This window comes from Paenibacillus sp. FSL H7-0943, assembly GCF_037963265.1.
In the GTDB taxonomy this organism is placed as follows: domain Bacteria; phylum Bacillota; class Bacilli; order Paenibacillales; family Paenibacillaceae; genus Paenibacillus_AQ; species Paenibacillus_AQ odorifer.
The window spans coordinates 5,770,584-5,782,526 of record NZ_CP150148.1 but is presented as its reverse complement, the minus strand read 5'-3'; the positions used below and the strand labels follow the sequence as shown (position 1 = coordinate 5,782,526).

Here is an 11,943-nt window from a genome sequence, read left to right as displayed (position 1 = left end):
ATTAGAAATGAAAGCACAGCAATTTGTAGTAATCGGCTTAGGTCGCTTCGGTTCAAGCCTGGCGCTTGAGCTGATGGAAATGGGCTACGAGGTGCTCGGCATTGACCACCATGAAGAACGCGTGGAGGAAATGAGCGATCAGCTGACGCATACGGTAGTAGCAGATGCTACAGATGAGGGAATTATGCGCTCGCTTGGTGTACGGAACTTTGATTGTGGGATTGTTGCGATTGGTGACAATATGGAGAGAAGCATTCTGGCGGCCATTTTGTTGAAGGAGATTGGAGTCAAGCAAGTGGTGGCTAAGGCAATCTCTATCCTTCATGGCCGCGCACTGTCGCGGCTGGGGGTTGATCGGGTTATTTTTCCGGAGCGGGATATGGGGATTCGTGTGGCACATCAGCTGGTGACGCCCAATTTGCTGGATTATATTGAACTGTCCAAGGATTATAAAATTGTCGAGCTGACCGTACCGTCCTGCATGAACGGCAGAAGCTTGTCTGATTTAAATACAAGAGCTAAATATGGCTGCAGTATTGTTGCCCTAAATAGGGAAAGCGGAATAATCGTCGCTCCAACTGCCCATGATTATTTGAGTGAAGGCGATGTTATGGTACTCATTGGTCCTAATGAAAGTATTGACCGTTTTGAGAGTGAAGTTGTGAACCAAGAATCATAGAAAAAGAAGCTGACTCAAAAGTAGTGAATTCTACTTAGGGGCAGCTTCTTTTTTATGGAGTAAAGAGTAGGAAACGTATTGGATTTTAATATGCCATATGACTATGGACCATGCGTAGTGTTCTATAATGTTGGTTTGGTCGGTGCGCGACTTGCTAGGTGTGGTTATCGTACGGCTTGAAATTAGATGATTTGAGGTATCTGTGACGGTGAAATATGTGTGACGAAAAGCGATATGCGTTCTTTGTTTGTACGATGTACAGAGTGGGTGTGAACTAATTAGGGAAGACCTCCCTAAAAATAGCCGCTATTCGCTCTAAATGAACGACATTAGGGAATTCCCCTCTAATAAACAGAGGAATTCCTTTATTAGTTAGTTACTGAATGGGCCGAAAATAGGGGAGTTTTCCCTAATTCCTCGATAAGTACTTCACTTATTGCCTCATTTGGAGATCACTAGGTGCGCCCCTTGATTCATTTGGTCCGGCTTTACTGCTCACGTTCTGTCAGAAACATCTCTTCGGTAACTTGCACCAGACTGCGAGCCGCCGTGCTCATGCTTCCATCGTCACGGTAGATCAGGCAGGTGGTCCGTTGAGTCTGTTCCAGCTCCTTGATATGTAAGGACACCAGCCCGCCGCCGTTCAGCAGTTCTGGACGCAGATAAGACTTTGGCAGCAACGCAGCCGCTTTGACAGTCGGAAGCAGCCGTACGATGGCTTCGAAGGAGTCAATCTCCATGCGCACATCGGGATCAATCCCGCAGCGCTGGAATAGATCGTCCGTCAGACGCCGGTACCAGGTCCCCTTTGAGAAGAGAATCATAGGCAGCCGGGATAGATTATCCATGGTTAGCTTGGAAGATAAATTTAAAGGATGCTGCTCTGAGACGACTAGTCGCAGTTGATCCTCAAATAGAGAAATGCAGCGCAACCCGGGTTCTTGAATAGAGGAAGCGATCAGACCTACATCTGATTTTCCCTCACTAACTGAGGATACGATCTCATGCGTTCGGCCTGTGATCAGCTTCAGCTCTGCGGTCGGATATTTGTCCATATAAGCGTTTACCAGCGGCGGAAGCGTGGTCTGCAGGGAGGTAAGACTAGCCCCCAAGGTGACAAGCCTTGGCTCCCCCTCTTTAAATTTGGAAAGGGCTTCCAGAAACTTGGAACGCTGCTGCCGTTGTTCAAGCGCATAGGAATAAGTGAGACGCCCAACCTCGGTTAATTCCAGTCGTTTGCCATAACGATTAAATAGTGCGACCCCCAGACGTTCCTCGAGTTTAGAAATTTTGCGAGACAAGGCGGGCTGGGATAGATTGAGCTGGCGTGAGGCCCGGTTTAAGCTGGAATGTTCCACAACTGCTGCAAAAACATCTAAATCGTCAAACATAATTGAGTTCCTCTCCTAATGCGATGTACGATCAGTAGTGATGAAATTCATAGCCGTAAGAGTAACTGTTCTTATTACATAAGGAAAATCAGGTTATGTCGGAAAATGTTGTTTTGCTAAATGAGAATTATTATCATATAAAATCTATTCTTATGCGTTTATTGTATAACGTTTAATAATTAGATTGCAATTCCCTTATAAGCGAAAAAAGAGTAACATGAAAAGTGACACAAGATATTCACATTTTGTGAAAAATAAAACTAAGTCCGGTAAACTCTAGGATAACGGTAAATTAAGGAATTATGTCATTGGATTGTCAACGTTATCCTGTGTCAAATGTAGTTCCGGCGGTGAATACCCATTAATGAAAACGCTGTTTTAATCGGAAAGGGGTTACTTTGTATGAAAGGATTTTATTCCAGAAAGATTCATTCCTTGCTAGGCGTTATCCCACTTGGAGCCTTCTTCATTGAGCACATGATGACGAATTTTGCGGCTGTAGAGGGTGGCGCTTCCGGTTTCACTGACAGCGTGTTATGGCTGAACAGCCTGCCGCTCGTCTTCTTCCTGGAATTGTTCGGTATATGGCTTCCTCTGCTGTACCATGGGGTATACGGACTTTATATTGCGTATCAATCCAAGCCGAACTTGAACCGTTTCAACATTGAAAGAAACTGGCGTTATACCCTGCAACGGATTACAGGTATTGTTACCTTCATCTTTATCGTCTGGCACTTGTTCCAAACACGGGTTCAGGTGGCGGTGGGTAATGTGGAGCATGAAGAATTAGGCGGTCTGATGCATGATATCGTGACTCAGCCACTTCTGCTGACACTGTATATTATCGGTATCGTTGCTGCATGCTTCCACTTCTCGAACGGTCTCTGGTCTTTCTTGATCAGCTGGGGAATTACCGTAGGTCCACGTGCACAGCGGGTATCTTCTTACCTCTGTCTTGGCATATTTGTATTAGTAACTTTCATGTTCCTGATTTCGCTGGTTACTTTCCGTGACAGTGAATTTCAAACTGCAGCAACCATTGCCCAGTCCATAAAGACCTTCATTTAATTTAAGAATCCTTTCTGATATTTTCGATAAAAGGAGTGAACTATCATGGCAACATCCGATATCATTATCGTGGGCGGCGGCCTGGCCGGCCTGATGGCTACCATCAAGGCAGCGGAAGCTGGTGCGCATGTCCATTTATTCTCATTAGTTCCTGTAAAAAGATCACACTCCGTATGTGCGCAAGGCGGCATCAATGGCGCTGTAAATACCAAAGGTGAGGGCGACTCCCCTTGGGAGCATTTTGATGACACCGTCTATGGCGGTGACTTTTTGGCGAATCAGCCGCCAGTTAAGGCGATGTGTGAAGCTGCGCCAGGTATCATTCACCTTATGGACCGGATGGGCGTTATGTTCAACCGTACGCCGGAAGGCCTGCTCGACTTCCGGCGTTTCGGCGGAACGAAGCGGCACCGTACAGCTTTTGCCGGCGCGACTACAGGCCAACAGCTGCTGTACGCGTTGGATGAGCAGGTGCGCCGCTGGGAAGCTGAAGGTCTCGTAACTAAACGCGAGAACTGGGAGTTCCTTTCAGCTATCATCGACGACGAAGGTGTATGCCGAGGCATCAGTGCCCAGAATCTTAAGACGATGGAGATTGAGACTTTTCCTGCGGATGCTGTTATTTTGGCAAGCGGCGGGCCGGGTATTATTTTTGGCAAAACAACGAACTCCGTAATTAATACAGGGACAGCCGCAAGTGCGGTATACCAACAGGGCGTACATTATGCCAACGGAGAATTTATCCAGATTCACCCAACGGCTATTCCGGGAGATGACAAGCTCCGCCTGATGTCGGAATCGGCACGTGGCGAGGGCGGCCGTATCTGGACTTATAAAGACGGGAAACCGTGGTATTTCCTCGAAGAAAAATATCCGTCCTACGGTAACTTGGTGCCGCGCGATATTGCTACACGTGAAATTTTTAATGTGTGTGTGGATCAAGGGCTGGGCATTAATGGCGAGAACATGGTGTATTTGGACCTCTCTCACAAGGATCCGAAAGAGCTGGACGTGAAGCTTGGCGGGATTATTGAAATTTACGAAAAATTCATGGGGGATGATCCCCGTAAAATACCAATGAAGATCTTCCCGGCTGTGCACTATTCTATGGGCGGCATGTGGGTTGATTACAATCAAATGACGAACGTTCCGGGTCTTTTTGCAGCCGGAGAATGTGAATATCAATATCACGGAGCGAACCGTCTAGGCGCCAACTCTCTGGTATCTGCTATTTACGGCGGTATGGTCGCAGGACCAAAGGCTGTTGAATACATTAAAGGCCTGAAGAAATCATCGCAGGATATCTCTTCTTCCGTATTCGATAGCTTCCACAAAAAGCAAACGGACAAATATGAGTCTCTATTGGCAATGTCAGGGACAGAGAATGCTTATGTGATCCACAAGGAACTGGGCGAATGGATGACCGCTAATATGACCGTGGTGCGGCACAATCCGAAGCTGGAAGCGACCATTGGTAAAATCAAAGAGCTTAAGGAGCGTTATCGCAAGATCAATATGAATGATGCATCGCGCTGGAATAACCAAGGTGTGGCCTTCACTCGCCAGCTCTGGAATATGCTGGAGCTGTCCGAAGCGATGACACTTGGAGCGCTTATGCGGAATGAGAGCCGTGGTGCACATTACAAACCGGAATTCCCGAATCGTAATGATGAGGAGTTCTTGAAGACCACAAAAGCAGCCTGGACTGCAGAGGGTCCACAAATCTCCTACGACGAAGTGGATGTCTCGCTGATTCCTCCACGGGTACGCGATTATTCGAAGGATTAACGCTTTCCAGAAACAGAATAGCTTGCGAGGCAAGCTTCATGAAATAAAATCAGGCAATTTTAGGAGGGAACCATTATGGCGGAAACAGCTGCAGCTCCCAAAAACGTAAAGTTTATCATCACCCGCCAGGACGATCCACAAAGTTCATCGTATGTCGAGGAATTTGAACTTCCTTATCGTCCAGGTATGAATGTGATCAGTGCTTTGATGGAAATTCAGCGTAACCCTGTGAATGCCAAAGGTGACAGCACAGTTCCCGTATGCTGGGATTCCAACTGTTTAGAAGAAGTGTGCGGAGCTTGCTCCATGGTGATTAATGGCAAACCCCGCCAAGCCTGCGCTGCACTTATAGACAATCTGGAGCAGCCTGTACGAATTGAGCCTATGAAGACATTTCCGGTGGTGCGTGACTTAGTCATTGACCGTACCCGGATGTTCAATGCACTAAAAAGGGTGAAAGCATGGATTCCGATTGACGGTACGTACGATCTTGGACCGGGACCGCGGATGCCGGAGAAAAAACGGCAGTGGGCCTATGAATTATCCAAATGTATGACCTGTGGCGTATGTTTGGAGGCTTGCCCGAATGTCAACGAAAAGACGGATTTCATCGGACCGGCAGCCATTTCTCAAGTACGTCTGTTCAATGCTCATCCTACAGGTGAAATGAACGCTGACGAAAGATTGGATGCTCTGATGGAGGATGGCGGGATCGATGGCTGTGGTAACTCACAGAACTGTGTACGCGCTTGTCCAAAGGGAATACCTCTTACGACATCCATTGCAGAAATTAACAAGCAAACAACGAAGCATATGTTCAAACGTTGGTTAGGTGTGTAATTAATAGTACCGCCAAATGTTTATCTATTGAGCTATCCTCAAAGTGGATTCCATTCGCTGGGGGGTAGCTTTTTTTATGTTGTTATGACTCTCTTATCTGCTTGTGGCGGGAAAGTCTTGCAGGGCTGGAGCAGGTTCAGAACATTGACCAATTTATGCTATAATATCCATTGTTAACGTAATGTTAGCTGTGGAACAAGGAGGAATAATCGTGATTTGTCGGGAGCAAGATGGAGCAATTGTAATGGTTAAGCAGCATGATCACGGGAAACTTGCCGGAGATCTGGCCATTGGGTTCAAAGAGCAGCATGTGCCAACTGAAGGACGCCGGGAAGAGGTACTGTGGGCAGTAGCCCAGCATGATAGGGGCTGGATTGATCTGGATGAGACCCCTTTCTGGAATGATGCGGAGCAAGCACCCTACACCTTTATTGATTTTCCTGTAGTGCCTAAGTTGACCTTTTATAAGCGTGGATTAGATGAGATCGAGGAACACACACCGTACGGAGCGTTGCTGTGCAGCTTGCATTTTGAACGGCTTATTAAGTTAGCGGGACTCGATTATCCAGAACTTACTTTATATCAAGAACATGAAGAGGAACGCAGAGCACGTATCCATCGGGAACTTGAAGCTTCTAAGCCTATTGGGGAAGATGAGCTGTATTATGATGCCCGCCTTTTAGAATTCTGCGATGATCTGTCCTTGTATTTGGCCTTAAATGAGCCGGGGTGTCCGAAATCAGAGGAGCATCCATGGTGGCGTGAAGGGTTCTCAGGTACTGAAGATTTCAGTTTTACGTCAGGTCGTGTCATCACAGCGGAGTGGCAGGATAAGTCAACGTTAATGCTTGAACCGTTTCCTTTTGAAAAAACGCTGGAAGTAGCATTTATGCTGAGACGAGTTGAAAAATCAGAAATCGCAAAAAAAGGGATTGCACGCGCTTACAGCGAAACTCCGGAAGAAGAATGCCGGATTGTTCTAACTGCCCGGAATAATATATAAGTTATTATTTGGACCATCTGTTTTTCGGGGGAAAAGGTAAAGAAAGGAGAATCTCCCTATGAAGATACAATCGTCTGGGGCTTCTCCCAATAAGAATGGCGATAAGATCCACAAGGACACCTCTAAGGGGCGTTCTGGTGGCGAGTCAACAATTACCCGCCGGCAGTTCCTGACTCGGAGTGCGGCTGCTGTAATCGGCGCAGGATTGCTTACAAGCGGATATGCATGGCAGGGGGAGCCGAACTGGATTGAGGTCACTAAGCTGGACTTGCGCTTTAAGGAGCTTCCTTCCGCTTTTTCAGGGATGAAGCTTGTTCATTTCAGTGATACACATCTCGGATTTAATAAGGATGCCAGGGATCTGGCCCGGCTCGCTAAACATATAAGCAAAGCTGAACCGGATCTTATTTGCTTCACGGGTGACATTGTGGACAGCGATCCTGAGGATCTTGTTGAAGCCGTACCGGTGCTGGCTGCGTTAAGTGCGCCATTGGGTAAATTTGCGATATTAGGCAATCATGATTACAAGAATACCCAGCTGGTTACCGAGCTGCTGGAGTCTGCGGGCTTCCGGGTGCTAAGGAATAAATCCTACCTTCTAAAAAGAGGCGGGGCAGTCATGGCGGTTACGGGTCTGGATGATCTGTTACACGGTAAACCCGACCCAGCGAAAGCAATTGCTGGTGTTCCTGAAGGAACCTTTAACGTCCTTTTGATGCATGAGCCGGATTATGCGGATACCGCACAGGCCTATTCATTTGATCTACAGCTTTCCGGGCACAGTCATGGCGGACAAATTCGCCTGCCCTTTATAGGTGCGCCATTTACACCTTATGGATCTCTTAAATACATAAATGGATTGTATTATACAGAAGACAAAGCCATGCCTGTGTATGTGAATAGAGGGTTTGGAGAGACATACATGCCTTTTCGGTTATTGTGTAGGCCAGAATTAACGGTTCTGACGCTGCATCGGTCCATGAGCTGATTAGGCTGGAATTTTAGCTGCACGGAAGGGGAGAGAAGATGAGCACCTATGGAGCAGTGTTGTTAGAGACACAACATGGTTTAGCGGTAGATCTGAGGCTGATCATGCCTGAGGATGTTTTAGCTTTGCGGCAGCTGCTCTCCCATCCAGATGTGCAGCGCCATATTCTAGTACGCTCCGGCCCTGGATCAGTATCTGCCCAGGTGGAGAAGCTGGTAAACCGGATGTTATTTGCCTTCGATCCTTGTGCGCTGCATGCCGGGATCTATTTAAAGGGGCAGCAGCGGTTGATCGGTATAGTGGCTTTGCAGAATTGGAACCGCCGTGAGGGCACAGCTACCTTAGGATATATGCTGGACCCGGCATGGTGGGGATGCGGGCTGGCGACGGAGGCCGTGGGTTTGTTTTTGAACTATAGTGTTCATACCCTTGGGATAACAAGGATCGAAGGACGCTGCACAGGAGATAATATTAGATCGGAACGTGTGATGCTCAAGAACGGTATGAAGCTGGAGCGGGTGATGCCCAAAGTCGGCTCCTTGGACGATGTAATGAAAGTATTCACATTGTTACACAAATGAAATAATGCCGTTATCAAACTCTAACAGTGTGCGGTTAAACTAAGTACATGACCCCCTTTTAAAAATATACTGCTTTGGGACCCGATGATTCGGGTCCATTTTTTTTGTTTGAAAAGAGTAGCTTAAGTGATTGGCAGTACCGAATCCGATCGTTTATGATTAACATACTATGGAGTGGAATGACCAAGGAGGCGTAACATTTTGAATGAAGTGGTACAAACATTAAAAAATCATCGTTCTTTCCGGCAATATTCAGACCAGCCTGTGGAGCCAGAGAAGCTACAATCAATGATTGAATCGGCTCAAGCCGCACCGTCATGGGTTCATGGACAGCAGGTATCGATAATCTCCATCAAAGATCCTGCGCGTAAGCAGCAGCTTTCAGTTTTATGCGGAAATCAGAAGCATGTAGCGGCAGCACCGGTTTTTTTGGTGTTTTGCATGGATTTTTATAGAGCTAAAGTAGCTAGTGAGCTGGAAGGCAAGTCTTTTGAAGCCGTAAAAGATGTGGATGCGCTTTTGGTTGGAGCTACAGATGTGGGAATCTCATTGTCTAACGCGATTGCAGCGGCGGAATCCATGGGACTGGGCATCATTCCTATTGGGGGTGTGCGCCGCAACACAGCGGGTGTGATTGAACTGCTGAAGCTGCCGGAGTACGTATTCCCTGTCGTCGGTCTCTGCGTGGGATACCCAGCGGAGGAGGTTTCTCAGAAGCCGCGGCTGCCGCTGGAAGCTATATTTCATGAGGAGCAATACAATCCGGATGTACAAGGCCTCCTGGAGGCATATAATCAAACCCACCGTGAATACTTGCAGCAGCAGGGGATGACGGAGAGAGACTGGACCAGTACGATTGCTCATTTTTATGAGATCAACCCGGAATATGGAGATGCGAAACGTACGCTGAAACAACAAGGTTTTAGCTGTGATAATCTGTAAATAAACAAAATAATGCACCAAGCTGAGATTGGTTTAACGGAGGGTGAACCCTGCCCCTAAACCAATAACGCTTGGTGCATTATTTAATTTCTCGCTTTAACGCTTACCGTCCTTATAGGGACGTTGAAGGCGTTTAGGCTTGATTACAGAGAAACTTTGACTTTTTGGCGCTGCTTGTAATAAACCCAGTGTGTAAAGCCTATTGCTTTGAGCTGTGCAGCTACCGCATCACGATCCTCAGCGACCCGGGACGGCTTATGTGCATCCGAACCGAAACTAACCTCTACGCCAAAATGTAGTGCCCGCTCCAGAATATCTTCAGAGGGATACCAGCCGCCGACCAGCTTAGTTCCGCCTGAGGTATTGATTTCGATGGCCACGTCACATTCACTAATTACACGCAGACAATCGTCAATCGGCTGAGGTGCAGGAATTTCGGAAAAAGCAGGATAATTCCCCTTCATCGCATCAATATGCCCGAGTATTTGGAACATACCACTGCGTGCGGAATCAGCAATCAACCGGTAATATTCAGACTTCACGCGGATCTTCTCATTTTTGCTAAGGTTTTTCCAGCGCCCTTTGTTAAAAATGCTGACTCCACCAACACTATGTACCGAGCCAATCACATAATCAAAAGGGTAGGCGGATAATGTCTTGCGGTATATCTCAGCATGTTCGGGGAAGTAATCTGATTCGATGCCTAACAGGACGTCGATAACGCCTTCGTACTCTTTTTTGAGGGAGAGAACATCATCTACATAATTAGTAAATTCGGATTTAGCCATTGCGATTTTGGGAAAAGCCTGATCGGATGGATCTCCGAAATAGGGAGTATGATCGGAAATACCTATAACGCCCAATCCAGCGGCAATCCCAGCTTCGATATAATCTCTAATCGTTCCGTCAGCATGGCCACAGCGGAAATGATGGGTGTGTAAATCAAATTTCATCAAGAACATCTCCTTTAAACAAGGTTATGCAATCAGCTCAGAAGTAATCGGTTCCACTTTGTGGGTGGGATTTATTCAGACCCGATAAATTGGGTTTCTGGCATGCCTTTAAGATCGCTTAGGAACTGCCTCATAGCAGAGTTTACGTATTTTCCTGATTTCGTGATCACACCAACAGGATGCGTGACCTCCAGCTCAATAATTGGCACAATTTTGAGAGTGCCGGCTCGAACCTCAGCGGTAACTGACTGCTTGGAAATAATGGCGGCGCCCAAATCGAGCTCGACCATCCGTTTCACTTCCTCGCTGCTGGTCAGCTCCATAATGACCTGAGGTTGAATGCCATGTTTGTTCAGAACCTCATCCGCAAATTTACGGCCCACTGTGTCTGGTGAGAGCAGAATCAGCGGGGTTTTGCTTAAGGCTTCTATCCCAGCGGTCTTCACTTGAGCGAGAGGGTGTCTGGGAGAGACCACCAGTTCGAAGGTATCATAATACAAAATGGAAGTAGACATGCCCGGGCTACGTCCAATTAAATAACCGATGCCGACATCAACAATGCCGTTTTCGACATGCTGATAAATTTGTGATGAGGACATAGAGGAAATTGATGTTTTGATATGGGGGAACTGGTCTTTAAAATAAGATAGAATACGCGGTAAAATTTGAATAGCGATTGAGGTAGTTGTGCCTAAAACTATATGACCTTGGGGATTTTCATCAAGATCTGCAAGCCGTTCCTTAAGTTCCTCGACAATCCTCACTATTTGTTCCGCATGCTCCAGAAAGACAGTCCCTCTATCCGTTAATGTAACAGGCTGGTTTCGGTCAACCAGCTGAGTCTTGAACTCTTCTTCAAGGCTCTTAATCTGTGCTGATACCGCTGGTTGGGTCAGATTAAGCAGTTCTCCGGCCTTGCGAAAGCTCATCGTTTTGGAAATTGTTATTAGTGTCTCCAGCTGGCTGATGTTCATGGAATACCTCCTTTGGACCATCGAATTGGATGTGTAATTGCGTTAATATCTTACGTTCCACGTTGGCATTTGTTTAAATTATAGGAGATAATACCCGGCAGAGCAATGTTGCTGCGTAAACTATCTTGGGTTTGAATTCGACATATGCATTAATTTTTGCTGAATTGTGCCGATATATAAAGTATAATATATCCATATTGCTTGGGACTTTTGGTATATGACCAAAGCACGATAAAGGGGGAGACTAGACATTCATGAAAGCAGAAGTAATTAATCCGTTTCTAGAGTCTGCACGGACTGTTATAGAACAAGTAATTCAGGTCTCGCCTTCTACGGGGAGTTTAGGCATTAAAGAAATTGAACTGATCGATAATCATATATGGATTCAAGTAGGGATGACAGGCCAACTGAGCGGAAATATTATATTTGGTATCGCGGAGCAGGTAGCCTTGCGAATGGTATCGATTATGATGGGTGGCTTTGTGATCACCGAGATGGATGAGATGGGTCAAAGTGCAATTTCAGAGCTGAGCAATATGATCAGTGGGAATGCCAGTACCATTCTATATAATCAAGGTGTTTCGGTGGATATAAGTCCTCCTCAGATTATGAAGATGGAAAGCATGTCTTTTATGCCTCGTAAAGCGCTTAGTATTCCGTTGTTGATGGATGGGGTTGGAGAGATGGATATTCAGGTGATGATCTCTTAGGCAAGAGTTAGGAGCTGAAATACTAT

Annotated in this window: 12 protein-coding genes; 9 read left to right on the top strand and 3 right to left on the bottom strand. The window is 46.5% G+C overall.

Translation table 11 applies throughout. From position 1 onward, the window contains the following. The first annotated feature begins 7 nt into the window (after positions 1 to 7). Complete coding sequence (locus NSQ55_RS25260; RefSeq protein WP_036679808.1) at positions 8 to 679, top strand: TrkA family potassium uptake protein; 672 nt, start codon at positions 8 to 10, stop codon at positions 677 to 679. A gap of 488 nt (positions 680 to 1,167) precedes the next feature. Here the strand turns inward: NSQ55_RS25260 and NSQ55_RS25255 are convergent, their stop codons facing one another. Next, the gene (locus NSQ55_RS25255; RefSeq protein ID WP_036679806.1) at positions 1,168 to 2,070 is read right to left on the bottom strand and encodes a LysR family transcriptional regulator; all 903 of its coding nucleotides are present in this window, start codon (positions 2,068 to 2,070) and stop codon (positions 1,168 to 1,170) included. 402 nt (positions 2,071 to 2,472) lie between these two features. Between NSQ55_RS25255 and NSQ55_RS25250 the strand changes: the two genes are divergently transcribed. From NSQ55_RS25250 to NSQ55_RS25220, 7 genes are all read left to right on the top strand, one after another. Then, a complete protein-coding gene (locus tag NSQ55_RS25250) occupies positions 2,473 to 3,138 on the top strand; it encodes a succinate dehydrogenase cytochrome b558 subunit (RefSeq protein WP_036679804.1) in 666 nt (221 codons plus the stop codon). Between the two features lie 45 nt (positions 3,139 to 3,183). Beyond that, positions 3,184 to 4,926, top strand: a complete 1,743-nt coding sequence (gene sdhA, locus NSQ55_RS25245) for a succinate dehydrogenase flavoprotein subunit (protein WP_076127961.1) — start codon at positions 3,184 to 3,186, stop codon at positions 4,924 to 4,926. Positions 4,927 to 5,001: 75 nt separating this feature from the next. Further along, complete coding sequence (sdhB, locus tag NSQ55_RS25240) at positions 5,002 to 5,766, top strand: succinate dehydrogenase iron-sulfur subunit (protein ID WP_036679800.1); 765 nt, start codon at positions 5,002 to 5,004, stop codon at positions 5,764 to 5,766. Positions 5,767 to 5,977: 211 nt separating this feature from the next. After that, positions 5,978 to 6,769: a DUF3891 family protein gene (locus tag NSQ55_RS25235; protein WP_339169660.1), complete on the top strand. Its 792-nt coding sequence runs from the start codon at positions 5,978 to 5,980 to the stop codon at positions 6,767 to 6,769. Between the two features lie 58 nt (positions 6,770 to 6,827). Then, complete coding sequence (locus tag NSQ55_RS25230) at positions 6,828 to 7,757, top strand: metallophosphoesterase (RefSeq protein ID WP_081391912.1); 930 nt, start codon at positions 6,828 to 6,830, stop codon at positions 7,755 to 7,757. Between the two features lie 38 nt (positions 7,758 to 7,795). Continuing rightward, the gene (locus NSQ55_RS25225) at positions 7,796 to 8,338 is read left to right on the top strand and encodes a GNAT family N-acetyltransferase (RefSeq protein ID WP_076184756.1); all 543 of its coding nucleotides are present in this window, start codon (positions 7,796 to 7,798) and stop codon (positions 8,336 to 8,338) included. 210 nt (positions 8,339 to 8,548) lie between these two features. Further along, positions 8,549 to 9,280, top strand: coding sequence for an NADPH-dependent oxidoreductase (locus NSQ55_RS25220; RefSeq protein ID WP_339174603.1), 732 nt, complete (start codon positions 8,549 to 8,551; stop codon positions 9,278 to 9,280). Between the two features lie 143 nt (positions 9,281 to 9,423). On the opposite strand, the gene NSQ55_RS25215 is transcribed toward NSQ55_RS25220, so the two are convergent. Continuing rightward, positions 9,424 to 10,233, bottom strand: coding sequence for a histidinol-phosphatase (locus tag NSQ55_RS25215; protein WP_339169657.1), 810 nt, complete (start codon positions 10,231 to 10,233; stop codon positions 9,424 to 9,426). A gap of 71 nt (positions 10,234 to 10,304) precedes the next feature. Further along, a complete protein-coding gene (locus NSQ55_RS25210; RefSeq protein WP_038573173.1) occupies positions 10,305 to 11,207 on the bottom strand; it encodes a LysR family transcriptional regulator in 903 nt (300 codons plus the stop codon). Between the two features lie 254 nt (positions 11,208 to 11,461). Between NSQ55_RS25210 and NSQ55_RS25205 the strand changes: the two genes are divergently transcribed. Next, positions 11,462 to 11,917, top strand: coding sequence for a chemotaxis protein CheX (locus tag NSQ55_RS25205; RefSeq protein WP_036679793.1), 456 nt, complete (start codon positions 11,462 to 11,464; stop codon positions 11,915 to 11,917). The last annotated feature ends 26 nt before the right edge of the window (positions 11,918 to 11,943 follow it).

Excerpts from the sequence above, each read along its gene's own strand:
- NSQ55_RS25215 (WP_339169657.1), bottom strand. The coding sequence starts at position 10,233 with ATGAAATTTGATTTACACACCCATCATTTCCGCTGTGGCCATGCTGAC.
- NSQ55_RS25260 (WP_036679808.1), top strand. The coding sequence starts at position 8 with ATGAAAGCACAGCAATTTGTAGTAATCGGCTTAGGTCGCTTCGGTTCA.
- NSQ55_RS25205 (WP_036679793.1), top strand. The coding sequence starts at position 11,462 with ATGAAAGCAGAAGTAATTAATCCGTTTCTAGAGTCTGCACGGACTGTT.
- sdhA (WP_076127961.1), top strand. The coding sequence starts at position 3,184 with ATGGCAACATCCGATATCATTATCGTGGGCGGCGGCCTGGCCGGCCTG.
- sdhB (WP_036679800.1), top strand. The coding sequence starts at position 5,002 with ATGGCGGAAACAGCTGCAGCTCCCAAAAACGTAAAGTTTATCATCACC.
- NSQ55_RS25250 (WP_036679804.1), top strand. The coding sequence starts at position 2,473 with ATGAAAGGATTTTATTCCAGAAAGATTCATTCCTTGCTAGGCGTTATC.
- NSQ55_RS25210 (WP_038573173.1), bottom strand. The coding sequence starts at position 11,207 with ATGAACATCAGCCAGCTGGAGACACTAATAACAATTTCCAAAACGATG.
- NSQ55_RS25255 (WP_036679806.1), bottom strand. The coding sequence starts at position 2,070 with ATGTTTGACGATTTAGATGTTTTTGCAGCAGTTGTGGAACATTCCAGC.
- NSQ55_RS25225 (WP_076184756.1), top strand. The coding sequence starts at position 7,796 with ATGAGCACCTATGGAGCAGTGTTGTTAGAGACACAACATGGTTTAGCG.
- NSQ55_RS25230 (WP_081391912.1), top strand. The coding sequence starts at position 6,828 with ATGAAGATACAATCGTCTGGGGCTTCTCCCAATAAGAATGGCGATAAG.